This is a genomic window from Kitasatospora sp. NPDC057500 (assembly GCF_042802195.1).
GTDB lineage: Bacteria > Actinomycetota > Actinomycetes > Streptomycetales > Streptomycetaceae > Kitasatospora.
Map to the genome: position 1 here is coordinate 50,659 of NZ_JBHVER010000017.1, position 24,513 is coordinate 75,171.

Here is a 24,513-nt window from a genome sequence, read left to right on the forward strand (position 1 = left end):
TACCGAGGAGGGCCGATGAGGCTCGATGTCCGTACTGTTCGGCTCCGGCTGGCCGAGCCGTTGCGTATCTCCCGCTCGGTGACCACCGAACGGGACGCCGTCCAACTCGCCCTCGGCCACGGTGGGTTGACCGGCCACGGCGAGGCCGTCAGCAGCGTCTACCTGGACCTGCCCGCCGACCGGATCCGGCGCGGACTCGAAGCGCTGCGTCCCGCGCTGGAGCACGGCCCCGACCCGGAGCAGGCGCTCGCCGACCTCCGCGACGGCACGGCCCCGTACGCGGCGCTGCCGGCCGGGGTGCTGGCCGCCGTCGAGGCCGCCCTGCTCGACCTGGTCGGCAAACGGGCCGGCGAGCCCGTGCACCGGCTGCTCGGCCGCGCCGAGCCGGTCGCCGCCGCCACTGCCCGCACCATCGGCATCGAACCGCCCGCCCGGGCCGCCGTGCAGGCCGCCCGGCTCGCCGACGCCGGGTTCACCGTGCTCAAGGTCAAGGCCGGCGCCGTCGACCCCGGCCTCGACCTGGCCCGGGTCCAGGCCGTCCACGAGGCCGCCCCGGACGCCCGGCTGCTGCTCGATCCCAACGGCGCCTGGACCCCCGGCCAGGCGCTCCGGCTGCTGCCCGCCTTCGCCGCCACCGGCGTCGAGGCCGTCGAGCAGCCGATCCCCCCGGGGCGCCCCGACGCGCTCGCGGCCCTCGCCGAACGCTCGCCGATCCCGGTGATCGCCGACGAGGACGCCGTCGGCTACGAGGACGCCTGCCGGCTCGCCGGCCGGGTGCACGGCGTCAACCTCAAGCTCGCCAAGTGCGGCGGCGTCCACCAGGTGCTGCGGATCGCCGAGGCCCTGCGCGGCAGCGGCACCGAGCTGATGCTCGGCTGCCTGGCCGCCAGCTCGCTCGGCATCGCGCCCGCCGTGCACCTCGCAGACCGGGCCCGCTGGCTCGACCTCGACGGGCACCTGCTGCTCGCCGACGACCCCTGGCGTGGCATCGGCGGCGCCGACGGCACCGTCCGCACCCCGGACCGGGCCGGCCTCGGCGTGCGGCCCGCGCCCGCCGCCGCGCCGCTCCCCGCACCGTCCGCCGGACCGGACGCCGGACCGCTCGCGGCGCCCCGACCGGTGGCCGGCCGGTGAGGATGCTGCGCGCCGTACGGTCCTTCCCGCTGCCCGTACGGCTGCTGCCGGTCGACCGGCTCGGCGTCAACACCGGCGTCCGCCTGTTCATCCCGCGCCCGGCCGGCCGCCTCGGCCACGACCTCGGGCTGCGCGACCCCGGCCGGCAGGGCCTGCTCACCGTCGGCGGCTCGGCCGCCGACCGGCTCGGCGCGGGCCGCGACATCATCGCCGGGTGCGCGCCGCGAAGCGTCGGCTCCGGGCTGTTCGCGCTGCCCGGGGCCGCTCGCCGCGCCACCGGCTGGACGGGCGCCGCCGGCCAGGTTCTCCTGACCGGCAGCCTCGCCGACCGCACCCGGCAACTGCGCCTCACCACCCGGCTGCAACGGCGCGGCCCGCCCTCCCGGCGGATCCCGTGCGGCCTCGACGTCGCCGTCGACGTTGCCCTCGACGCCGCCGGCTTCCTGCTGCTCCGACTCGGCCTGATGCCTGCGCAGCCGTTCGTCCTGGCGCTGGTCCCCGCGTTCGGCCGGTCTGCCCTCGGCGACACCCCGGCCGTCCGGGCCGTGGACAGCGCCGCCACCGCATCCCGGCTGCTCCGCGCCGCCCTCGGCCTCGTCTCCGCCGCCGTCCTCGCCCGGCTGCACCGCACCGGACGGCTCCCCGCCCCCGCCCGCCCCCTTCCCCGCGAGGCCCGATGAACCGCCGCCGAACGGCCCCGGCCCCGGCCGCCACCGCCCGCCGCAATCTGCTCACCGACCGCCCGGAGCTCTACGAACTCCGCTTCCCCGATCCGGAGTTCACCGCCGCCCGATGGGCCGATTCGATGCTCCGCGAACACGAAGCCGGGCCGGACGTCCTCGACCTCGGCTGCGGTACCGGCCGCGACGCCGGCTGGCTGCACCGCACCGCCGGGCGCACCGTCACCGGTCTGGACAGCTCCCCGGCGATGATCGCCCACGCCCGCTCCCGCCACCCCGGACCGGCCTACCACGTCGGCGACATGCGGGACTTCACCCTGCCCGGGCGGTTCGACGCCGTGCTCTGCCTGGACAGCGCGCTGCTCTACTGCCACACCAACGCCGACCTCGACGCCCTGTTCGGCCGGCTCCGCCACCATCTGCGACCCGGCGGCCTGCTGGTCGCCGAGATGCGCAACGGCGCCTTCTTCCTCGGCCGCACCGAACTCCTCGACGCCCCGCGCTTCGACAGCGTCACCCACGAGGGCGTCACGCACATCTCGCGCACCGTGCTGTGGATCGACCACGCCGCCCAACTCCTGCGCCGCACGCGCAGTTGGGCCAGCGACGACGGTGCCCCGCCGGTCGAGCAGCACTCCGCCTGGCGGCTGCTCTTCCCCCAGGAGCTGCGCCACCTGCTCGCCGTCCACGGCTTCACCGTCCTCGCCCTGCACGACCGCCCCGGCCCGCGCACCGAACCGCCCTGGACCGATGGCGCCCGCCCCGCCGCCACCGCCGACGGCGACCGCCTCCACCTGGTCGCCCGGCTGGACCCCGCCTGACGACCGGAGGCGCCGGTGGTCCCCGATGCCGCTGACCCGTCCGGGTGACGGGGTGCCGGACCCCTCGGCCGGCGTCCGCACCGTGAACACCGCGACCGCCGCCGTCCCCGCCCCGAGGCGGTCGCCGCGCTCCTCGCCGTCCTGGGCGCCGCGGCGTCGGCGCGCGGCGTCGACGAGCCGCCCGTCCGGCGGGCGTTCGAGGCCGGGTTCCCGGGCCGCTGCCCGACCACTGGTGGCCGTCCGTCCGGCGGGACGTACGAGGAGGCGTTCGCCGCGCCGGGCTGCACGACCGGATACCCGTCACCGTCCGGTACGGGCCGGCGGCTGATCCGCGCGGAGTCCCCGCTGGGGGGGCGGAGTGGTGCCCGCACGAGGTGCTCGAACGCCTCAGCGCCGCCTGCGGCCGGGCGCAGGTGATCCTCCCGGACCCGTTCGCCGACCCCGTCGTCCGGGCCGCCGCCGAGCACGGCGCCCCGGGGCGGTCAGGGCCGGCCGGAGCGGCCGCGGACGGGGGTGCCGGCGGGGTCCGCGGAGAGGGCGGCGACCCGCCGCTCCGACGGACCCGGCCAGGGCGGCGTTGGGTTCGAGGCCGTCCTCGTCACGCTCCTCGGCGCTGGGCGGCAGCGGCTCCGGCGGTGCGCCCGTGCTCCGAGCCCTCCAGGGGCGTGACGCCTCCCGCGCGCGCCCCTCACCGCGGCCTCACTACGGCCTCACTACGGCCCCACCATGGCCTCACCGCGCCTCCACCCCACCCCGCGCGCTGATCCGCCGCGAACCGTCGGACACGGCCTAGGCTGAAGTCGCCCGGACGGCCGGACGGCCGTGGGAGTCGGGAGGGGCCCGGCGGCCGGGGTCTCGGAGGTGGTCGCGATGGTCAGCGGTGGGACAACGGCCGAGGTGCGCTGTGTGGCGGCCGTCCCGTGCTGGGTGAGCCTGATGGCGCGCGACCTCGACGCGGCCAAGGCCTTCTACGGGCCTTTGCTGGGCTGGGAGTTCGAGCCGGGACCGGACCGCTTCGGCCCCTACGTCCACGCGGTCACCGGCGGGGAGGCGGTGGCCGGACTCGGCGTGGCGAGCGGCGGCTGGGACATGCCCGTCGCCTGGACCAGCTACTTCGGCACGGAGAGCGCGGACGCCGCCGCCGACTCGGTCCGTGAGCGTGGTGCGACGCTCGCGGTGGGCCCGCTCTCCTTCGACGCCGGCCGGGTGGCGTTCGCCGCCGACCCGGCGGGCGCGGTGTTCGGCATCTGGGAGGGGCCCTTGGGCCGGGCCCGGCGGCTGGACCTCATGGGCTCTCCGGTCTGGATCGAGCTGCGCACCCCGGACCCGTTCGCGGCCGCGCTCTTCTACGGCGAGGTGTTCCGCTGGGACGGCCGGGACCCGGAGCGGTTCGAGGTCCGCTGGGAGCACGACCGGGTGGTGCTCCGGGCCGAGGGGCACAGCGTCGCCGCGCTCGCAAGGGAGCAGGCGGGCGGCCCGGCGGGGATGCCGCCGCACTGGGAGGTGTCCTTCGCGGTGCCGGACACCGACGCGGCGGTGGCCAGGGCGGCGGAACTCGGCGGCAGCGCGCTCGGCCCGGCGTTCGACTCGCCGTACGGGCGGGTCGCCCGGCTCCAGGATCCGGAGGGCGGCCGGTTCGCGGTGATCAACGCCAAGCCCTGACGCCAGGCCCTGACGCCGGAGCCCCGACGCCGAGCGCTGACACCGATCCCGACCCCGCGACCGCTACGGTCCGGCCTCGGCGATCTCCGCCCGGTCGGCCCGCAGCCGTTCGGCGAGCGCGTTGCGGGCGGCGGCCGGGAGGGCCTTGCGGGCGGCGGCGAACAGCTGCTCCTCCTCGGTCGCCAGGTGCCGGCGCAGCAGTTCGGCCAGTCCGCGCAGCAGGGTGTCCAGCGCGGGGTCGCCGGGCGGCAAGGCCTGTAGGTCCGCGAGGTACTGCCCGATCGCGAGGTGGTCGTGGATGCACCGGAACACGATCGCGCCGCCGTCCGGCACGTCGTGCTGGACGACCGGGAACAGGTGCTCCTCCTCCGCCGCACAGTGGCTGAACAGCAGGTCGGTGAGCCGCCCGAGCAGCCGGTCCTGCTCCGCTCCGGCGTCCGTCCCGGCCTCTGTCCCGGCGTCCGTCCCGGCCTCTGCTCCTGCCTCCGGGCCGGCCGCACCGGCCTCGATCCGGGCGAGCAGGTCCTCCACCGCGCGGTGCTCCGCGGTGAACTCGCCGAGGATGTCCGGCCTGCGGCCCATGGCCTGCCCGCCTCTCCCGTTCCCCCGTCCGCTGCGGCCCTGCCCTGACACCTCCAGTATCCGGCGCCGGGCCCGCTACCCGGGCGGAGCGGGCGTCGCCGCAGGTCAGGGGCGGTCCCGGCGCCCGGTGAGGGCGAGCAGCCGGGTCTGCGGCCCGGCGTCGCCCGCCACCGGAAGCGGCGGGTCGAACAGCCCGCTGCCGGAGAGGTCCCCGTAGCCGGTGTACTCGGCGAGCGCGAAGTCCACCAGGTCCTCCGGCAGCCGGGTGAGCCGGCCGATGCCCTCGGCGAGGTCCCAGGTGTGCACGACGGCGTCGGCGCTGAGCTGGTCCAGGTAGTACTGGCCGGAGACGTCGCCGAAGGAGAGGTGCACGGTGACGTCGGTGGCGCCGGGGACGGCGAAGGCCGTGCGGGCGGCGTCCGCGGCGGCGGTCCAGGCACCGACCGGGTCGTCGCCGAGGACGTCGCCGTCGAAACGGGCGCCGACCTCGGCGACGGTGGCGCCCATCAGCAGTTCGGGTACCCAGAGTTGCTCGCCGGTGAGGTGGTTGACCAGATCGCGGACGGTCCAGTCGGCGCACGGGGTGGGTGCGTCCCACTGGTCGGGGGTGACCAGCCGCACTCGTTCGGTGAAGGCGGCGAGGGCCTCGGTGTGCGGGGTGCCGTTGTCCTGCGTCCGGCGGTGTTCCTTGCGATGTGCCATGTCCTGAGCCTCCCCCGCCTGGCGACTTCGTACGCCGGTCTACACCACTACTGACCCGGTCACGCCAAAAATCTCTCGCCGAGGCGGTTGTTCAAATTCAAACTTCCAGGTACGGTCAAACGACTCCGCCGGTTCGAATTTGAACAAATCCGGCCAGTATCGACGAATTCCCCTTTTCCTGATGGAGACGCGCATGCCGAGCACCAGCCCGAGCACGACCGCCGCCACCACCCTCGCCACGGCCGGGAGAGCTCCCGGCGCCGCGGCCACCTCCCCGCACGCCTATGACGCCGGCCTCCTGCTGCTGCGCGTGGTCCTCGGTCTGATCATGGCCGCGCACGGCAGCCAGAAGCTCTTCGGCTGGTTCGGCGGCGGCGGGATCGACGGCACCGGCAAGTTCTTCGAAATGAAGGGCTACCCCGCGGCCAAGGCCATGGCCGTCGTGGCCGGCCTCACCGAGGCCGGGGGCGGAATCGCGCTCGCCATCGGCCTGTTGGCCCCGCTGGCCGCCGCCGCGATCCTGGGCACCATGATCAATGCCCTCGTCGTCACCTGGAGCGGAAGCTTCTTCGCCATGAAGGGCGGCGCCGAGTACGAGTACCTCCTGATCGCCGCCGCGGCGGCGCTCGCACTGACCGGCCCCGGCCGCTACGCCGTGGACCGCTACCTGCCGGTGGTGCGCTCGCACCGGCTGTCGTACGGCGCGGGCGCCGTCGCGCTCGGCCTGGTCACCGCGGGCCTGGTGCTCCTCGTCCGCAGCTGACGTACCGACAGCGGGTGCGACTGCCGAGACGCAACTGACGCGCAGCGACTGGCGCGTAGCCACTGGCGCGCAGCAGCAACCGACACACCGCAACTGACATGCCGCGGGGGCGCTCCCGCCGCCCGCGAAGGCCGCCGGTCAACCGACCGGCGGCCTTGTCGTTCTGCGGCCGTTCCGTGAAGTTCCTGTGGGGAGGCGGCAGTTGCCGGTCCTGGGTCTTCCCCTGCCATGTGATGCATGCAATTGTACATGTCACACCCCCGCCGATGCTCGACGGAAGCCGCCCCAACGGCGCCGTCGCAACGGTCCTCACCACCGCCCCGGCCGCACCCCCACGCGGCCGACGAAGGCCCGGAGGCCCCCACGTGAGAACCGCACGCCCTTTGTCCCAGCGACCGCACATCGCGAGGCTGTTGACGCTCGTCCTCGCGATGCTCGTGGCGGTCGGACTGTTCACCCCGCAGGCCCAGGCCGCCCCTCCGGCCTCGCCGCAGCCCGTCGGCGGCTCGCCCGCCACCTCGGCCGGACCGGCCGGCCTGGCCCCGCAGCCCGCGATCGGTGAAGCGCCCGCCACCCACGGCGATCGGAAGGCGGCGCCGGCCCGCGACCGCGCCCCGGTCCCGGCCACGGACCCCGAGCGCACCAAGACCCTGTCGGAGCCGGAGCAGAAGGCCGAGCTGGCGAAGTCCTTCGGCGCGGGCGCCCCTGCGGCCCTCGCCGAACAGCCCTGCAACATCCCCGACTTCAGCCGCACCGGCGGTGCCCTGGTGCAGGCCGTCAAGTCGGCCGACCTCGGCTGCGTCAACAGCCTGTTCCTGCTGACCGGCGCCGACGCGAACCGGACGTTCCGCGAGTCCCAGATGGTCACGGTGGCGGACGCCCTGCGCGACAACGCCGCCAACTACCCGGGCGACAACTCCACCTCCACCGCCCAGCTGGTGCTGTTCCTGCGGGCCGGCTACTACGTGCAGTGGTACCACGCCTCCGACGTCGGCACCTACGGCACCGCCCTGCGGAGCTCGATCCGCGGCGCCCTGGACGGCTTCTTCAACAGCGCGCACTCCCGCGACGTCTCCGCCGCCAACGCGGGCACGCTCGGCGAGGCGATCACCCTCATCGACAGCGCTCAGGAGAACGTCCGCTACCTGCCGGTGGTCAAGCGCCTGTTGGGCGCCTACGACGCCGCCACCCACAACCCGGCGAACATGGGCAACGCGCTCAACAGCGTGTTCACCGTGCTGTGGCGCGGCCACCAGACGGAGGGCTTCGTCGAGGCGGTGCGGGCCGACCCGTCGGTGCTCGACGCGCTCCAGGCCTTCGCCTCCGCCAACGGCGCCCTGCTCGGCGGCGACTACACCTTCCTGGTCTACAACGCGACCCGGGAGCTGGGCCGCTTCCTGAAGGACGAGCCGCTCCGGCCCAAGGTCCGCCCGCTGATGAAGGGGCTGGCCGACAGGTCCGCGCCGAACGACCGCACCTCCTACCAGTGGGCCGCCGTCGCCGAGATGGGCGAGGCCTACGACAGCGGCAACTGCTCCTACTACGGCACCTGCGACGCCCCCGCCCGGCTGCAGTCGGCCGTCCTGACCGTCGACCACGCCTGCAGCCCGACCATCCGCGTCCTCGCCCAGAAGCTGGACGCCGGACAGCTGGCCACCACCTGCTCCAGCCTCAACGGCCAGGACGCCTTCTTCCACTCGGTGGCCCGGGACAACGGCCCGGTCGCCGATGACCGGAACACCAGGATCGAGGTCGTGGTCTTCCACACGCGCTTCGACTACGCCGTGTTCGCCGCCGGCATCTACGGCATCGACACCAACAACGGCGGCATGTACCTGGAGGGCAAGCCGAACGAGGCCGGCAACCAGCCGCGCTTCCTCGCCTACGAGGCCGACTGGTCCCCGGAGTTCCAGATCTGGAACCTCAACCACGAGTACACCCACTACCTCGACGGCCGCTACAACATGTACGGCGACTTCGACGCCGGCATGACCACCCCGACCATCTGGTGGGTCGAGGGCTTCGCCGAGTACGTCTCCTACTCGTACCGCAAGGAGAACTACGACGCGGCCGCCACCGCGGCGGGCCTCCACACCTACCGGCTCTCCGACCTCTTCGACACCGCGTACGGAGACCAGGAGCGCGTCTACCGCTGGGGCTACCTGGCCGTCCGCTACATGCTGGAGCAGCGCCGCGCCGACCTGGACGCCGTGCTCGCCAAGTACCGCACCGGCGACTGGGCCGGTGCCCGCACCCTGCTCAAGACCACCATCGGCACCCGCTACGACGCGGACTTCGACCGCTGGCTGACCGCCTGCGCGGCCGGCGCCTGCGGCGGCGGCACCAACCCCGGCAACCAGGCACCGACCGCCGCCTTCGGCAGCGCGGTCTCCGGCCTGGCGGTCACCTTCACCGACCGCTCCACCGACCAGGACGGCACCATCGCCTCCCGTGCCTGGGACTTCGGCGACGGCACCACCGACACCGCCGCCAACCCGGCCAAGTCGTACGCCAGGGCCGGCACCTACACCGTCACGCTCACGGTGACCGACGACAAGGGCGCCACCGCAAGCACCCGCCAGGACGTCACCGTCGGCGGCGCGGGCACCGGCCAGTGCACCGGCGCGGACGTCCGTCAGCTGGACCGCAACTGCGGGCGCGCCGACGTGGCGGCCACCACCGGCAACTACGCGCACTTCTACCTGTACCTCCCGGCCGGGGTGACGCAGCTGCGACTCACCAGCGCGGGCGGCACCGGCAACGCCGACCTCTACTTCAACGACCGGGGCTGGGCGTACACCGACGCCTACACCGCCAAGTCCGGCAACGCGAACGGCAACGGCGAGACCCTGACCATCACCAACCCGCCCGCCGGCTACGTCTTCCTGAGCCTCCACGCCCAGCAGGGCTTCTCCGGCGCGAGCATCAAGGCCGAGTACTGACAGAGGAGTCGTGACCTTCCCGACCTGACCGAGGGCCCCGGCGGAACAACCGCCGGGGCCCTCCCGCTCCGTCCGCCGCTACGCTCCGATCCGCACCAGGGCGAGCGTGATGTTGTCCGGCCCGCCGGCCTCGATCGCGGCCTTCCAGAGCTCGAACGCCGCCCGCCCGTCGGCCCGTTCGGGCTCCGCCGGCGGGCGGGCGAGCAGCGCCGACAGCTCCTCCTCCGGCACCGGGTCGGTCAGGCCGTCGCTGCACACCAGGTAGCGGTCGCCGACGGCCAGCGGCGCGCTGCGCACGTGCGGCTCGACGAAGGTCAGCCCGAGCGAGCCGCCGAGGCTCTGGGTGACCACCGCGGTGGTGCGCCGGCCGGGCGGCAGTGGCGGGCTGTCGTCCACGCTGACCCGCCGCAGCCCCCCGCCGTCGACGCGGTAGACCCGGCTGTCGCCGATGTTGAAGACCACGGCCCGGTCCTCCAGCAGCACCAGGCCCGCCACCGTGGTGCCCATCGCGGCCAGGCCGGGATCGCCGCCGGCGGCCGCGTACACCTCCCGGTTGCAGGTCTGGAGGGCGTCCCGGACGCTCTCCTCGCCGTCCAGCCCCGGCCCGGCCGCCGCCAGCCGCCGGGCGACCAGGGCGCTGGCGACCTCACCGCCCGGGTGGCCGCCGAGCCCGTCGGCGACCGCGACCAGACAGGGCGGGCCGAGCGGGAAGAGCAGGGTCTGCGGGTTGGTGGTGACGGTCGCGCAGAGCGTCCACGGACCGACGGCGAGGCTGTCCTCGTTCCGCTCGCGCAGCAGGCCCTCGTGGCTCAGCGCGCTCACCGCGATGTACGCCGCCATCGGTTCGCCGCCCTTCGGGTGCTCCGGCCGACCGCTTCCGGCTCCTCCCATTGTCCCGCTCCGGTCCCGCCGCCGGTGGCCACGGCGGGAGAGTGTATTGCATCGGTCGGTCCAAAACGGCTACGGTGCTGCCATGGCGAGACCGCGCACCTTCGACGAGGACCGGGCGCTGGACGCGGCGATGCGCGCGTTCTGGGCGAACGGCTACGAGGCCACCTCCACCCAGGACCTCTGCGAGGCGACCGGCCTCGGCCGGAGCAGCATCTACAACACCTTCAGCAGCAAGCGCGACCTGTTCAGGCGGTCGCTGGACCGCTACAACGAGCTGATGACCGTCCCTCAGGTCGCGCTGCTGGAGGACGCGCAGCTGCCTCCGCTGGAGCGGGTGCGGCTGCTGCTCGCGCGGGTCGTCGACGCGGAGTTCGAGGACCGGCCGCAGGGCCGCAGCATCGGCTGCCTGACCGTGAACACCGTCGTCGAACTGGCCGGGCGGGACGCGGAGGCGGCCGCGGTGCTGGAGCGGGACCAGGCGGTGCGGATCGCCGCGCTGGGGGCCGCGATCGGCGCCGGGCAGCGTGCGGGCGAGATCTCCGGGCGCCGGGAGGCGGGCGAGCTGGCCCGCTTCGTGAACGCGGTGATCGCCGGGATGCGGGTCGCCGCCATGGGCGGGGCCGACCGGGCCGCCGTCGAGGCCGTCGCCGCCACCGCGATGGACGCGCTCACCCCCTGACCGGACGGGGCCGCCCACCCGGCGGGGCCGCGCCGGGTCCACGCCTGCCCTTGTTTTGAACCGATCAATCCAAAACTATCGGGGGAGCCCTCCCATGCCACGTGCCGTGTACGTCCTCGCCCTCGGCATCTTCGCGATGGTGACCAGCGAGTTCGCCGTCGCCGGCCTGATGCCGCAGCTGGCGGAGGGCCTCGACGCGAGCGTCCCGCAGATCGGCTACCTGATCACCGCCTTCTCCGTCGCGATGTCCTTCGGCGGCCCGTTCCTCACCGTCTCACTGCTGAGGATGCGTCAGAAGCGTGCACTGATGCTGCTGTTCGGGATCTTCCTGATCGGCAACCTGCTCGCCGCGACCGCCTCCGGCTATCCGGTGATGCTGGCGGCCCGGGTGGTCAGCGGGGTTGCCGCGCAGGCCTTCTTCGGCATCTCGATCTCGCTGGCCACCCAGCTGGCCCGCCCCGAGCTGCGCGGCCGGGCGATCGCCGTGCTGATGAACGGCCTGATGCTCGGCACCCTGCTCGGCCTGCCGCTGGCCACCGTCATCGGCGAGCACCTCGGCTGGCGGGCGGCCTTCTGGGCGGTGGCGGTCCTCACCGTGGCGGTCGCGCTGGGCACCGTCGCCGGGGTGCCCGACGCCGACCACGCCGAGGGTGGCGGCTCGCTCCGCGAGGAACTGGGCGCGCTGCGCAACCGGCGGCTCTGGCTGGCCTTCGTCACCAGCACCCTGATCATCGGCGCGACCTTCTCGCTGTTCAGCTACATCAACCCGGTCCTCACCGGGATCACCGGCTTCCCGGCCGGCTCCGTCCCGCTGCTGCTGGTCGCCTACGGCGCGGCGACCGTGGTCGGCAACACCGTGGTCGGCCGGCTGGCCGACCGCCACGCCCTGCCGGTGCTCGCCGTCGGCCTGGCGCTGAACACCGTCTTCCTGGCCGGACTCGCGCTCTTCGCCCAGCACCGGGTGCCGGCGGTCGGCCTGCTGCTCGGGGTCGGCCTGGTCGGCGTCACCATGAACCCGGCGATGGCCTCGCGGGTGCAGCGGATCGGCAACGCCCGTCCGCTGGTGAACACCGTCCACAACGCCTTCATCACGCTGGGTGTCATCCTCAGCTCCCTGCTCGGCGGGCTCGCCATCGACGCCTGGGGGCTGCGCGCCGCCCTGTGGCTGGGCGTCTCCATGGCCGTCGCGGGCCTGCTGACCCTGGTCCCGGACGCCCTGCGCGCCCGTAGTACGGTCTCGGGCCAGGATCCGGGCGCTGGGGGGAATAACACCCGGGTGGCGGATGCTAAAGTGGTTGAAACTTTGACGATCGGATCCTGAGCCGGGTTTCCCAGCGGGATTCAGCCTGGAGCGTGGTGAGCAGCATGCAGTTCGGAATCTTCACCGTCGGCGACGTCACCCCCGACCCGACCACCGGCCGCACCCCGACCGAGCACGAGCGGATCAAGGCCACCGTGGCCATCGCCCGCAAGGCGGAGGAGGTCGGCCTGGACGTCTTCGCGACCGGCGAGCACCACAACCCGCCGTTCGTGCCGTCCTCGCCGACCACCCTGCTCGGCTACATCGCCGCGCAGACCGACCGCATCATCCTCTCCACCTCGACCACGCTGATCACCACCAACGACCCGGTGAAGATCGCCGAGGACTACGCGGTGCTCCAGCACCTCGCCGACGGCCGGGTGGACCTGATGATGGGCCGCGGCAACACCGGACCGGTCTACCCGTGGTTCGGCAAGGACATCCGCCAGGGCATCCCGCTCGCGATCGAGAACTACGCGCTGCTGCACCAGCTGTGGCGCGAGGACGTGGTCGACTGGTCGGGCCGCTTCCGCACCCCGCTGCAGTCCTTCACGGCCACCCCGCGCCCGCTCGACGGCGTCCCGCCGTTCGTCTGGCACGGCTCGATCCGCAGCCCCGAGATCGCCGAGCAGGCCGCGTACTACGGCGACGGCTTCTTCGCGAACAACATCTTCTGGCCCAAGGAGCACTTCAAGAAGCTGATCAACCTCTACCGCGAGCGCTTCGCCCACTACGGGCACGGCACCCCCGAGCAGGCCATCGTCGGCCTCGGCGGCCAGGTGTTCATGCGCAAGAACTCGCAGGACGCGGTGCGCGAGTTCCGCCCGTACTTCGACAACGCGCCGGTGTACGGACACGGGCCGTCCATGGAGGAGTTCACCGAGCAGACCCCGCTCACCGTCGGCAGCCCGCAGGAGGTCATCGAGAAGACCCTGGGCTTCCGCGAGACCTTCGGCGACTACCAGCGCCAGCTGTTCCTGATGGACCACGCCGGCCTGCCGCTGAAGACCGTGCTGGAGCAGCTGGACCTGCTCGGCGAGGAGGTCGTGCCGGTGCTGCGCGAGGAGTTCGCCAAGGGCCGCCCGGCCGGCGTCCCCGACGCGCCGACCCACGCCTCGCTGGTCGCGGCCGACCGCGCCCGCCAGGAGCAGGAGAGCAACACCGAGGAGAACGTGGAGGTGGCCAAGTGAACGCGTACCGACTGGCGGTGGTGAGCGCCGGACTGAGCAAGCCGTCCTCGACGCGGCTGCTCGCGGACCGGCTGGCCGACGCGACGGCCGGTCGGCTCGGCGCCGACGGACGCGAGGTGGAGGTGACGGTGATCGAACTGCGCGACCTCGCCACCGACATCGCGCACAACTTCGTCACCGGCTTCCCCGGCGCCGCGCTGCGCGAGGCGATCGAGACGGTCACCCGCGCCGACGGGCTGATCGCGGTGACGCCGATCTTCACCGCCTCCTACAGCGGGCTGTTCAAGTCGTTCTTCGACGTGATCGACCCCGATGTGCTCAGCGGCAAGCCGGTGCTGATCGCCGCCACCGGCGGCACGCCCCGGCACTCGCTGGCGCTGGAGCACGCGGTGCGGCCGCTGTTCAGCTACCTGCGCTCGGTGGTCGTCCCGACGGCGGTCTACGCGGCCACCGACGACTGGGGCACCGCCGGAGACCGGCTCACCGACGGGCTCCCCGGCCGGATCGACCGGGCTGCAGGCGAACTCGCCGGGCTGCTCGCCGGCCGCGCCCCCAGCGGGCCGGCGGCGGACGGCGGGGCCCAGGAGGAGGCCGTGGTCCCGTTCGCCGAGCAGCTGGCGGCCCTGCGGGTCTGACGGCGGCGGTACACGGCGGCGGTACACGGCGCGACGAGCAAGGGGCGGGCCCGGGAGACCGGGCCCGCCCCTTGCGCATGTCCTCAGCCCACCCGGGCGTCGTACGCGGCCCGGGCCGCGGCGATCTCGCGCTGGTGCGCCTCCGTCCAGGCGACCAGCGACCGGACGGTCTCGTGCAGCGTCCGCCCCAGCGGCGTCAGCGCGTACTCCACCCGCGGCGGCACCACCGGGTGCACGGTCCGCTCGACCAGCCCGTCCCGCTCCAGCTGCCGCAGCGTGACGGTCAGCATCCGCTGGCTGACCCCGTCGATCTCCCGCCGCAGCTCGGTGAAGCGCAGCGAGCCGCGGTCCAGCAGGGCGATCACCAGCAGCGACCACTTGTCCGCGATCCGGTCGAGGATCTGCCGGACCTCGCAGTCCTCCCGGGTGTCCCACTGGAACGCGTCGTAGTCGTCCCCGGTATCCGCACAGTGCGTCGGTAACTTCAAAGTGCCTTCTTCCATGCTTCCTGATGCTGCCTCAGGATGGCAGTGGTTACAAGAGGGAACCGACCGGACGAGGGGGAACCGCCCCGCCCGGCATCCCCACCCCCCAGCGCACTCCCAGGAGACCTCCGTGTCCGCGTCCTCAGTCGTGCCCGAAACCGGTACGCCCGTCCCCGCGCCCACCGCCGCACCCCCGTCGTCCCGCCTGACCGGCCGCGAGACCGCCGTCCTGCTCGTCCTGTGCGGCGCGATCTTCCTGGAGGGCATCGACGTCGCCATGCTCAACGTGGCGCTCCCGTCGATCCGCACCGACCTCGGCATGGACACCGGCTCGCTCAGCTGGGTGCTGAGCGCCTACGTGCTCGGCTACGGCGGCTTCATGCTGCTCGGCGGCCGCACCGCCGACCTGCTCGGACGGCGCCGGATGTTCCTGTTCTGGCTCACCGTCTTCGTCCTCTTCTCCGGCCTCGGCGGCCTCGCCACCGCCTCCTGGGTGCTCATCCTGGCCCGCTTCGCCACCGGCCTCGCCGCGGCCTTCATGACACCCGCGGGACTGGCGATCATCACCACCGCCTTCGCCGAGGGCCCGCGCCGCAACCGCGCGCTGCTCCTCTACGCCGGCACCGCCGCCGCCGGCTTCTCGCTCGGCCTGGTCGCCGGCGGCCTGCTCACCGCGATCAGCTGGCGCTGGGTCTTCTTCGCCCCGGTGCTGCTCTCCGGCGGCCTGCTGCTCGCCGCCCTGCCGCTGCTCCCGCGTGACCGGCCGCCCGCCCGCCGCCCCGGTGAGCGCTTCGACCTGGCCGGCGCCGCCACCGCCACCGGCGCCATGCTGCTGCTGGTCCACACGGTGGTCCGGATCGGCGAACCGAACGCCTCCGCCGTGCTGACCGTCGCCGAACTGCTCGGGGGACTGGCCCTGCTGGCCGCCTTCGTCGCCGTCGAACGACGCTCCGCCGCACCACTGGTCCGCCTCGGCCTGCTGCGCTCCGGCCCGCTGCTGCGCGCCAACCTCGGTGCGCTGCTGTTCGCCGGCTCCTTCTTCGGCTTCCAGTTCACCGCCACCCTCTACCTCCAGGACCTGCGCGGCTGGACCCCGCTGCAGACCGGTCTCGCGCTGCTCGCCGTCGGCGTGGACGCGGTGCTCGCACCGACCCTCACGCCCCGGCTGGTGGAGCGGTTCGGCACCGTCCGGGTGATCCTCGGCGGCTTCGTCCTGGCGGCGGTGTCCTACGCGCTGTTCCTGCCGGTCGGCATGGACTGGAGCTACCCGATGATGTTCCCGACCATGATCCTCACCGGCCTGGCCTTCGCCCTCGCCTACGGGCCGCTGACCATCGCCGCCACCGACGGCGTCGCCGAGGAGGAGCAGGGGCTGGCCGGCGGTCTGCTCAACACCGCCTTCCAGTTCGGCGCGGCGCTCGGCCTCTCCGCGGTCACCGCCGTCTACCTGGCCGCCACCGGTGCCGGGCAGTCCGGGCTGGAGGGCTTCCGGACGGCCCTGGTGGTCCCGGTCGCCGCGATCACCCTCGGCGCCGTCATCACCGCCCTCGGCATGCGCCGCCGGCGCACCACCGCGTCCTGACCGCCGCGGTCGCCCTGGCGGCCCCGACCGACCCGACCGACCCGACCGATTCGACCGACCCGACTGCCCCGACTGCCCCGACCGCCCGCCCCGTCAGGCCCCTCACCGGTGAACCCCGGTGAGGGGCCGTCCCCGTTCCCCCGTCCCGCACCCGCTCGGCCTGCCGACCGCGCCGAAATGTCCGCTCTGGGGTGTAATCGTACGGATGATCAGACCCCGGAGACCGGAGTCCGCCGATGCCGCAGCCCGTCCTCACCCCGCTCACCAGCGCCGCGATCTTCCTCGTCCTCACCATCGACCCCGGCGGCGAGCCCGCCGCCCGGGCCCTGCTGCCCGACCTGGCGGGCCTGCGCCGGGCGGTCGGCTTCCGCGCCCCCGAAGCCGGCCTGACCTGTGTCACCGGAATCGGCTCGGACGCCTGGGACCGGCTCTTCGACGGCCCCCGCCCGGCCGGGCTGCACCCCTTCCGGGAGATCGCCGGCGCCCGCCACCGGGCCCCGTCCACCCCCGGCGACCTGCTGTTCCACCTGCGCGCCGCCCGGATGGACCTCTGCTTCGAACTCGCCGGCCAGCTCACCGACCGCCTCGCCGGCGCCGCCACCGTGGTCGACGCCGTGCACGGCTTCCGCTACTTCGACGACCGTGACCTGCTGGGCTTCGTCGACGGCACCGAGAACCCGGAGGGCCGGGCGGCGGCGGACGCCGTCCTGATCGGCGCCGAGGACCCGCAGTTCGCGGGCGGCAGCTATGTGATCGTCCAGAAGTACCTGCACGACCTCGCCGCCTGGAACCGCCTCCCCGTCGAGGCGCAGGAACGCGCGGTCGGCCGCACCAAGCTCACCGACATCGAGCTCGCCGACGACGTCAAGCCCGCCGACTCGCACGTCGCGCTGACCTCCGTCACCGGCCCGGACGGCGAGGAGTTGCAGATCATGCGGTTCAACATGGCGTTCGGCTCGTTCGCCGGGGGCGGGGAGTTCGGGACGTACTTCATCGGCTACTCGCGCACGCCGGCGGTGACCGAGGAGATGCTGGAGAACATGTTCGTCGGCCGCCCGCCCGGCGTCCACGACCGCCTGCTCGACTTCTCCGTCGCGGCGACCGGGACCCTGTTCCACGTCCCGACCGCCGACTTCCTCGACGCCCCGCCGCCCGCGCCGTCCGCCGCCGCGTCCGCCGTCGTCCCCGCCCCGGCCCCGTCCGCCGCCCCCTCCGACGGCTCCCTCGCCATCGGCAGCCTGAAAGGCACCCCCGCGCCATGAACAACCTGCACCGCGAGCTCGCCCCCGTGTCCGCCGCGGCCTGGGCGGAGATCGAGGAGGAGGCCAGGCAGACCTTCAAGCTCCACCTCGCCGGCCGCCGCGTCGTCGACCTGAGCGGCCCCGACGGCCCCGCCCTCGCGGCCGTCGGCACCGGCCACCTCACCGCCATCGACCCGCCCAACCCCGGCGTCCAGGCCCACGCCCGCGAGGTGCGGCCGCTGGTCGAGCTCCGGGTGCCCTTCGCGGTCGGCCGCTCGGCCGTGGACGACGTCGAACGCGGCTCCCGGGACAGCGACTGGCAACCGGTGAAGGACGCCGCCCGCACCCTCGCCCTCACCGAGGACCGCGCCGTCTTCGACGGCTACCCCGCCGCCGCCATCGAGGGCATCCGCGCCGCCGCCACCAACCCCGCCGTCCCGCTCCCGGCGGACGTCCGCGAATACCCGGAGGCCGTCAGCCGCGCCCTCACCACCCTCCGCCTGGCCGGGGTCGGCGGCCCCTACGCCCTCCTCCTGGGCGCCGACGCCTACACCGCCGTCAACGAGACGTCGGACCACGGCTACCCCGTCGCCAGCCACATCGCCCGCCTCCTCGACGGCGAACTCATCTGGGCCCCCGCCATCGAAGGCGCCCTCCTCCTCTCCACCCGCGGCGGCGACTTCGAACTCCACCTCGGCCTGGACGTCAGCGTCGGCTACCTCTCCCACACCCCCGACACCGTCAACCTGTACCTGACCGAAACCTTGACGGCCCGCCTCCTCACCCCCGAAGCGGCGGTCCCCCTGACCACCCCCTGACCCCCCCCACCAACACCACGGGGCCGGTGCGAACCCGCACCGGCCCCACTCTGCTGCCCCCCGTCAGCACCAAATGGCGATGTCCCAGACGGGTGTCCCGCCGAAGCCGGCGGCGAGCGAGAGCGTGAGGGCAGCTGCAATGACGATCTTGAACAAGTCGACCACACATTTCTGCGGTAGGTGCTAAGTCGTTCGTTGTGTGATCAGCAAATCAGGTCGGGCGCGCCTGAGCAAATCGCGCGCGAGTTCGTAGATGTGGGGGTGATAAACATACTATTCCGCGACAGAACCTTCACTCACACGGCGCGCCTGTGCGAGTGCCCGTCGGGCCAGTGCGGCCTCGTCGGCCGCCTTGATGTGGTCGGCCAGGGCGACGGCTTCATGGAGGAGTGCGACGGCCGGGGCGGGGGCGCCGAGTGCCAGTTCGCAGCTCGCGAGTCCGCGCAGGGCCGCGGTCTCCTCGCGGGCCGCGCCGACCGATCGGGCCAACTCCCTTGCGATTGCGTACTGGTCGCGGGCGTCGGCCGGGCGGTCGGTGGCGAGGAGTGCGCCCGCCAGGCTGTTCAGGGCGTTCGCCTCGTGCCGGATGCTTCCGGTCGACCGGAAGGTCGCCAGTGCCGACCGGTACAGGGCGACGGCCCGGTCGAACTGCTCGGGCATCGGGAGTGAGGCTGCCAGGTTGAGGTGCACCACGGCCAGGTCGAACGGGGAGATAGAGTCGCCCGCGATATGAAGTACGCGCTCGAAGTATTTGCGCGCGGCCGCATGGTCGTCGATTCCCAGGTGGAGATCCCCGAGATTGTTCCGGATGCGCAATTCCAGGGTTCGATCACGAAATCGAACGGCCAGCGGAAGGGCGGTCTCGTAGGCGGCGAGCGCTCTTTCCCGGTTTCCCAGGGAGTTCTCTATGGTGCCGATGTTCGCGAGGCAGCGCGCGGTGTTCCAGAGGTCGCCGCCCTCTCTTCGGATCCGCAGCGCCTCCTCCTGGCGGGCCAGTGCCTCGGGCAGGGAGCTCTGGTGCCACAGCAGGCTTCCGAGCAGGCTCAGGGCCTCCGCCGTGGCGTCGGGGTCCCGTTCGGCGCGGGCGAGGGTGAGGCCGCGGTCGAGGGCCTCGAACGCGGCGGGGTAGCGGGAGGCGTTGGCGAGGGTGGCGCCGAGGTCGATGAGGGCGCGGGCCTCGCAGCGGTCGTTCGCCGCCGAACGCCAGTGGGCCGCGGCGGCCCGGTGCATGTCGTGGGCCTCGCTCCAGTAGGCCTGGGCGTCGAGGCGGCCGGCCAGCACGTGGGCCAGCCAGGCGGCGGCCTCCGGGTGGCGGGTGGCACGGGCGTGGGAGGCGAGGGTGGTCAGGGCGGCCTGTTCGGTGTCCAGCCAGTCCCGTGCCGACTCCTGCGAATCGAGGTCAAGGTCGTACAACAACGTTTCCATTCCCGGCAATTGGCGGAACTCCGGGAGGGGGAGGCGTGAGCGCCGGGGATACAGCAGCCGGTCCGCCTGGTCGGCCGCGTGCAGCATGAATCCGAGCAGTCGCCGCAGTGCCGCCCCGCCCTCCTCCTCGGCGCCTTCGTCCCGCATCAGGGCGAGTGCGTAATCCCGCAGCAGATCGTGGAGTTGGTACCGCTCGGGTGAATTCTCCTGCACCAGGTGGCAGTGCAGCAGCGCCTCCAGCAGGTGGTCCGTCTCGTCGACCGGGCGGCCGAGCAGTGCCGCCGCCGCGTGCAGGCCGATGTCCGGTCCGGGGTGGGCGCCGAGCAGCCGGAAGGCCTCCTGCTGGTCGGCCGGCAGCGAGCGGTAGGACATCTCGAAGGCGCGCGCGACGCTCTCCGTGTCGTGCCGGATCTCGGCGAGCCGGCCGGTCTTGCGGGAGAGCCGCAGCGCGAGGTGGTCCAGGGTCCAGGACGGCCGTGCCTTGAACCGGCTGGCGGCGATCTCGATGGCCAGTGGCAGCAGCCCGCAGCCCTCGACGATCTCGACGATCCGGCTCCGGTCGTCGGCACGCTCCCGTCCGACCACCGAGATGAACAGGGCGACCGCGTCGTCCACCGACAGGAGGTCGAGGAAGACCGGTCTGGAGCCCGGGAGTTCGGCGAGCCGGCGGCGGCTGGTGACGAGGACCAGCGCGGCGGGCGCGGGCGGCAGCAGCGGGCGCAGCTGCGCGGCGGTCGCCGCGTCGTCCAGCACGACGACCGCCCGCCGGGTGGCGAGCACCTCGGCGCAGAGCGCGAACAGCTCCTCGCTGTCGAGCGGGATGGTGGCGGCCGGCACGCCGAGCCGGCGCAGCAGCGCGGTGGCGACCGCCTGGGGCGCGAGCGGGCTCCGGTTGACGGCGTGGGCGCCGAGGTTGAGGTGGACGTACCCCTCGGGGAACCGGCCGCGCATCAGGTGCGCGGCGTGCAGCGCCAGGGTGGTCTTGCCGACCCCGGCCATGCCGAGGATCGCCGAGACGGTCACCACGCCGCCCTGTTCGGCGGCATCCTCGGCGCCCCCGAGCAGTCGGCGCAGGTCGTCCCGCCGGCCGATCAGACGGCGCCCGACCGCAGCGGCCGGCGGGCCGCCGGCGCGCTGGGCGGGGGAGGGGCGCGGGGTGACGGGCCCGCGGCCGGACGGTTCGGTGAGCGGGTCGCCGGCGAGCATCCGCTCGTGCAGCCGGACGAGGGCCTCGCCGGGGCCGAGGCCGAGGTCGGCGCGCAGCCGGCGGACGACGGCGGGGTAGACGGTGAACGCCTCCGCCTGCCGGCCGGCGCCGTGCAGGGCGACCAGCAGGTGGGCGGCGACCCGCTCGTCGGTCGGGCGCTCCTCGTGCAGGGTGGTGAGTTCGGGGACGACCTCGCCGAACCGGCCGAGCCGCAGGTCGATCTCGATCCGGAGCAGGGTGGTGGCGAGGCGCTGGTCGGTCATGGTGGCGCGGGCGGACTGGGCCCAGCTGCCGGGCAGGCCCGCGAGCGGCTCGCCGCGCCAGATTTCCTCGGCCCGGCCCAGTACCGTACGGGCCTGGATGTCGTCGCCGTTCTCGGTGAGCCGACGGGCGTGGCGGGAAAGGTCGACGAAGCGCCAGTAGTCGATCAATTGGCGATCGGCATGAAGCGTATACGTGTGCGATCGGCTCTTGATGGTCGGGGCGTCGCGGGCCGCGCCGGGCCCCTCCTCGGCGGCGGCCTTCAGCAACTGCCTCCGAATGCGGGAGACAACGGTGTAGATGCCGGCCACCGCGCTGGGCGGAGGCTCCTCGTCCCACAGCCGGCTGGCCAGCGCCTCGTGGTTGAGCGGGCGGCCGACGTCCAGTGCCAGGGCGGCCAGCAGCCGCCGCCCCTGGTCCGAGCGAATTGCCGACAACTCGCCGTTCACCGAAAGTTCAACCGAACCCAGAAGGTGGAACTCCATTGTGACGCCCCCCGCCGGTTGGCTACCAGCTTGCCGTGTCGCAGGGAGCATCCCACGATTGCGGGGGCGTCATCCATACCGTGTCCCGCTGTACGGGGAGGCCTTATTGACACTAAACCCGGTCCGGCCGAGCCTCATGTGATATGGGAGTAACGCCGATTGTCGCACCACAGTGGCAACTCCCGTCACTTCTGTCCATCGTTCTACGGTTGGGGGAGCCAGTGGAGCCGGATCGGTTCGCGGCAACGGGAGTTCGGTATCGAAGCTCCGGCGGGAGCGGCCGATGAGAGAGGCGGACGGCACCCGCGAACCGCAGCACCCGCACGCCCCCCGGGAGCCCTCGTACCCCGGGGCGCACAACTCGGTCTCCGGGACCCGGGTCGGCGGCTCGGTCGTCCAGGCCGGGGAGATCCACCAGTTGACCGTCTACGGCCAGAGCGCCCCGCCGCCCGCCGCCCCGGCACTCCCGGTGCCCCGCCAACTCCCGCCGACACCGAGGCGATTGGTCGGCCGGGACGCCGACCTCGAAGCCCTGGACCGGGAGTTGGACGACTCGCCGGACGGCGCCGCCGACGTCACCGTGGTCGTCACCGGCCCGGCCGGCGTCGGCAAGACCGCGCTCGCCGCCAAGTGGCTGCGCCGCCTCGCCGACCGCTTCCCGGACGGCCAGCTCTACGCCGACCTGCGCGGCCACGCGCCCGGTGGCCCCACCGACCCGGTCGAGGCGCTCGGCGGCTTCCTGCGGGCCTTCGGCATCGCCCCGGTGCCGCGCGGCCTCGCCGAGGTCGCCGCGCTCTGGCGCTCGCTCGCCGCCGAACGCCGGATCGCCGTCCTGCTCGACAACGCCTCCACCGCCGCCCAGGTCCGCCCGCTGCTGCCCGGTTCGGAACACGCCGTAGTCGTCGTCACCAGCCGCCGCCGGCTCACCGGACTCGGCATAGACGGCGCCGTGTTCCGGCCGGTCGACGTGCTCTCCGACGACGCCTCGGTACAACTGCTCGCCCAGCGGGTCGGGGCCGACCGGGTGGCGCGCGAGGAGGACGCCGCCGCCCTCGTGGTGCAGCGCTGCGGCCGGCTCCCGCTCGCCGTCTGCCTGGCGGCCGCCCGGATCGCCGCCCGCCCGGTCCAGCCGCTCGCCGCCACCGCCGCGGCACTCGGCCACGAGTCCGAGGGGATCGCCGCGCTCGACGTCGAGGGGGAAGCCGTGCGGCACGCACTGGACGCGTCCTTCGCGGTGCTCGGGGCCGACACCGTCCGGCTGTACCGGCTGCTGGGCCTGCTGCCGTTCCCGGTCTTCACCCTCGACGTGGTCTGCGCGGTCGCCGGCCTGGAGCCGGCCGAGGCCGACCGGCTGCTCGGCGGACTCATCGACGTCCACCTGCTGGAGGAGATGAAGGACGGCTTCCGCTTCCACGACCTGGTGAAGCTCCACGCCCGGGCCCGCGCCGACGAAGTGCGGGAGCAGCCGGAGGGGCGGGCCGCCGTCGACCGCGTCTTCGACTGGTACCTCGCCTCCGCCACCGCCGCCGAGGCACTGCTGAGCCCCAGCCACCGCACCCTGCGCCGCGACTACACCAACCAACCGGTGCCGGGCGTGCGGGAGTTCGCGGACGAGCCGGACGCCGTCCGGTGGCTCGACGCGGAGACCGGCCGGCTCGCCGAGACCGTCCGCTGGGCCGCCCGGACCGGCCGGGCCGCCACCGCCTGGCAACTGGTCGACGCCATGTGGCCGCTGTTCCTGCGGCTGCGCCCGGCCCGGCTGTGGATCGAGGCCCACCGGATCGGCCGCACCGCCGCCGGTACGGACGGCGACCCCGACGGCCGGCTGCGGATGCTCACCTCCGGCGGCACCGGCCTGCGCAACGCGGGGGAGGGGGACCGGGCCGCCGAGTGGTTCACGGAGGCACTCCAGCTGGCCCGCGAGGCCGGGCGGCCGCTCGCCGAGGCCGATGCCCTCTACGGACTGAGCCAGACCCACCGCACGGCGGGCCGGCTCGCCGAGGCGGCCGACTGCCTGCGCACGACGGCCGAGCTCCGCGAGGCCGAGGGCTACCTCCGCGGCACCGCGCTCGCCCGGCTCGCGCTCGGCGACGTCCTGCTCGCGGACGGCCGCGCCGCCGAGGCCGTCCCCTTCATCACCGACGCCCACCGCGACCTCCTCGCCGTCCCCGCCGCCTACGAGGCGGCCCGCGCGCTCGCCTTCCTCGGCCAGGCCCACGCCGCCCTCGGCGCCCACGAGGAGGCCGCCCGGTGCTACGCGGCCGCACTCGCGGAGTTCCGCACGGGCGGCGCCCGCCACTGGGAGGCCCGCGTCCTCGAACTCACCGGCGACCTCGCCCGCACCCGCGGCGACCTGACCGCAGCAGCCGCCCACTACCGCGAATCCCTGTCCCGCTACGAGGCCCTCTCCGCCCCCGACACCACCCGCCTCACCGCCGCCCTGGGCGCCCTGGGTGCCCGGCCCGACCAGTAGCGGCGGGTGGGTGGTTGGGGGTTCCGGGCGGGGCGGCGTGTGGTCGGGCTGCTGCGACCCGTGCGGGCCCGCGCCGATCCGCCGTGTGGTGGGCCCGGCCTCCCCGCTCCGCATCCGGCGGGGAGGCCGGGCCCCCTGCGTCAGCCGGCCAGGGGGCAACCGAGGCAGGGGGATCGGGAGGTGTAGGCCGAGGCGGTCAGGGTGGTGATCTCGGTGAGCGTGCGGCCGGCGGCCAGCCAGGTGTGGGCGAGGGAGCCGACGGCGAGCCGTTGTGCGGGTGAGGGCGGGCCACTGCCCCCCGGGCGGAGCCGCAGTACCAGTCGCCCGCCCGTCCGGGTCAGCACGAGCAGTGTGCCGCCCTCGCCGTCGGCGGTGGCGACCGCGCAGCCGGGGTGGGCCCGCAGGACGGCGGCGAGCCGCTCGCGGGCCCGGCCGGGGGCGGTGGTGCCGAGGTGGAGCACGTCGGCGTGGTGGCGCCAGCGGGCGGCGTGGGGGTCGGCGAGGTCGAGCGCCAGGTGCTCGTCGACGAACGCCCGGGTCAGCGGCCCGCCGGAC

Annotated in this window: 19 protein-coding genes and 1 pseudogene; 14 read left to right on the forward strand and 6 right to left on the reverse strand. The window is 74.0% G+C overall.

The genetic code is table 11. The features are described from left to right. The first annotated feature begins 15 nt into the window (after nucleotides 1-15). From ACFU74_RS06315 to ACFU74_RS06330, 4 genes are all read left to right on the forward strand, one after another. Entirely contained in the window at nucleotides 16-1,134 is a 1,119-nt protein-coding gene (locus ACFU74_RS06315; RefSeq protein ID WP_380752605.1) for a dipeptide epimerase, read from the forward strand. A 2-nt stretch (nucleotides 1,135-1,136) separates the two neighbouring features. Next, nucleotides 1,137-1,814, forward strand: a complete 678-nt coding sequence (locus tag ACFU74_RS06320; RefSeq protein WP_380752659.1) for a hypothetical protein — start codon at nucleotides 1,137-1,139, stop codon at nucleotides 1,812-1,814. Beyond that, a complete protein-coding gene (locus ACFU74_RS06325; RefSeq protein ID WP_380752608.1) occupies nucleotides 1,811-2,635 on the forward strand; it encodes a class I SAM-dependent methyltransferase in 825 nt (274 codons plus the stop codon). The genes ACFU74_RS06320 and ACFU74_RS06325 overlap by 4 nt, the downstream gene beginning before the upstream one ends. Nucleotides 2,636-3,541: 906 nt before the next feature. Next, on the forward strand, nucleotides 3,542-4,297 hold the full coding sequence (locus ACFU74_RS06330) for a VOC family protein (protein WP_380752611.1): 756 nt from the start codon (nucleotides 3,542-3,544) through the stop codon (nucleotides 4,295-4,297). Between the two features lie 63 nt (nucleotides 4,298-4,360). Here ACFU74_RS06330 and ACFU74_RS06335 read toward each other — a convergent pair whose 3' ends face one another. Beyond that, entirely contained in the window at nucleotides 4,361-4,879 is a 519-nt protein-coding gene (locus ACFU74_RS06335; RefSeq protein ID WP_380752614.1) for a hemerythrin domain-containing protein, read from the reverse strand. A 105-nt stretch (nucleotides 4,880-4,984) separates the two neighbouring features. Beyond that, nucleotides 4,985-5,581 (reverse strand): TIGR03086 family metal-binding protein, encoded by a 597-nt coding sequence (locus tag ACFU74_RS06340; RefSeq protein ID WP_380752617.1) that lies wholly within the window; start codon nucleotides 5,579-5,581, stop codon nucleotides 4,985-4,987. Nucleotides 5,582-5,774: 193 nt separating this feature from the next. Between ACFU74_RS06340 and ACFU74_RS06345 the strand changes: the two genes are divergently transcribed. Both ACFU74_RS06345 and ACFU74_RS06350 read left to right on the forward strand, forming a co-directional pair. Beyond that, entirely contained in the window at nucleotides 5,775-6,344 is a 570-nt protein-coding gene (locus tag ACFU74_RS06345; protein WP_380752620.1) for a DoxX family protein, read from the forward strand. Between the two features lie 431 nt (nucleotides 6,345-6,775). Beyond that, complete coding sequence (locus ACFU74_RS06350; RefSeq protein ID WP_380752662.1) at nucleotides 6,776-9,286, forward strand: collagenase; 2,511 nt, start codon at nucleotides 6,776-6,778, stop codon at nucleotides 9,284-9,286. Between the two features lie 78 nt (nucleotides 9,287-9,364). Here the strand turns inward: ACFU74_RS06350 and ACFU74_RS06355 are convergent, their stop codons facing one another. Then, nucleotides 9,365-10,126, reverse strand: coding sequence for a PP2C family protein-serine/threonine phosphatase (locus ACFU74_RS06355; protein ID WP_380752623.1), 762 nt, complete (start codon nucleotides 10,124-10,126; stop codon nucleotides 9,365-9,367). 133 nt (nucleotides 10,127-10,259) lie between these two features. Here ACFU74_RS06355 and ACFU74_RS06360 point away from each other — a divergent pair, with 133 nt between their 5' ends. The 4 genes from ACFU74_RS06360 (at nucleotide 10,260) to ACFU74_RS06375 (ending at nucleotide 13,981) form a co-directional block, all read left to right on the forward strand. Beyond that, nucleotides 10,260-10,856 carry a TetR/AcrR family transcriptional regulator gene (locus tag ACFU74_RS06360; protein ID WP_380752626.1) on the forward strand — a complete coding sequence of 199 codons (597 nt, stop codon included), beginning with the start codon at nucleotides 10,260-10,262 and terminating at the stop codon, nucleotides 10,854-10,856. Between the two features lie 94 nt (nucleotides 10,857-10,950). Further along, nucleotides 10,951-12,177 (forward strand): MFS transporter, encoded by a 1,227-nt coding sequence (locus ACFU74_RS06365; RefSeq protein ID WP_380752629.1) that lies wholly within the window; start codon nucleotides 10,951-10,953, stop codon nucleotides 12,175-12,177. A 44-nt stretch (nucleotides 12,178-12,221) separates the two neighbouring features. Beyond that, nucleotides 12,222-13,346, forward strand: coding sequence for an LLM class flavin-dependent oxidoreductase (locus ACFU74_RS06370; RefSeq protein ID WP_380752632.1), 1,125 nt, complete (start codon nucleotides 12,222-12,224; stop codon nucleotides 13,344-13,346). Continuing rightward, entirely contained in the window at nucleotides 13,343-13,981 is a 639-nt protein-coding gene (locus tag ACFU74_RS06375; RefSeq protein WP_380752635.1) for an FMN reductase, read from the forward strand. The genes ACFU74_RS06370 and ACFU74_RS06375 overlap by 4 nt, the downstream gene beginning before the upstream one ends. 83 nt (nucleotides 13,982-14,064) lie before the next feature. On the opposite strand, the gene ACFU74_RS06380 is transcribed toward ACFU74_RS06375, so the two are convergent. Then, nucleotides 14,065-14,484, reverse strand: coding sequence for a winged helix-turn-helix transcriptional regulator (locus ACFU74_RS06380; protein ID WP_380752638.1), 420 nt, complete (start codon nucleotides 14,482-14,484; stop codon nucleotides 14,065-14,067). A gap of 187 nt (nucleotides 14,485-14,671) precedes the next feature. Here ACFU74_RS06380 and ACFU74_RS06385 point away from each other — a divergent pair, with 187 nt between their 5' ends. The 3 genes from ACFU74_RS06385 to ACFU74_RS06395 all read left to right on the forward strand — a co-directional run bounded on the left by ACFU74_RS06385 (nucleotide 14,672) and on the right by ACFU74_RS06395 (nucleotide 18,107). Beyond that, the gene (locus tag ACFU74_RS06385; RefSeq protein ID WP_380752665.1) at nucleotides 14,672-16,048 is read left to right on the forward strand and encodes an MFS transporter; all 1,377 of its coding nucleotides are present in this window, start codon (nucleotides 14,672-14,674) and stop codon (nucleotides 16,046-16,048) included. A 236-nt stretch (nucleotides 16,049-16,284) separates the two neighbouring features. Continuing rightward, on the forward strand, nucleotides 16,285-17,310 hold the full coding sequence (locus ACFU74_RS06390) for a Dyp-type peroxidase (protein WP_380752641.1): 1,026 nt from the start codon (nucleotides 16,285-16,287) through the stop codon (nucleotides 17,308-17,310). Continuing rightward, complete coding sequence (locus tag ACFU74_RS06395) at nucleotides 17,307-18,107, forward strand: family 1 encapsulin nanocompartment shell protein (protein ID WP_380752644.1); 801 nt, start codon at nucleotides 17,307-17,309, stop codon at nucleotides 18,105-18,107. Before ACFU74_RS06390 ends, ACFU74_RS06395 begins: the two co-directional genes overlap by 4 nt. A 273-nt stretch (nucleotides 18,108-18,380) precedes the next feature. Here the strand turns inward: ACFU74_RS06395 and ACFU74_RS06400 are convergent, their stop codons facing one another. Beyond that, nucleotides 18,381-21,437: a BTAD domain-containing putative transcriptional regulator gene (locus ACFU74_RS06400; RefSeq protein ID WP_380752647.1), complete on the reverse strand. Its 3,057-nt coding sequence runs from the start codon at nucleotides 21,435-21,437 to the stop codon at nucleotides 18,381-18,383. 331 nt (nucleotides 21,438-21,768) lie between these two features. Between ACFU74_RS06400 and ACFU74_RS06405 the strand changes: the two genes are divergently transcribed. Further along, a complete protein-coding gene (locus tag ACFU74_RS06405; RefSeq protein WP_380752650.1) occupies nucleotides 21,769-23,958 on the forward strand; it encodes an ATP-binding protein in 2,190 nt (729 codons plus the stop codon). A 140-nt stretch (nucleotides 23,959-24,098) separates the two neighbouring features. On the opposite strand, the pseudogene ACFU74_RS06410 reads toward ACFU74_RS06405, so the two are convergent. Then, nucleotides 24,099-24,513: pseudogene (locus ACFU74_RS06410) on the reverse strand (hypothetical protein); the annotation flags it as partial.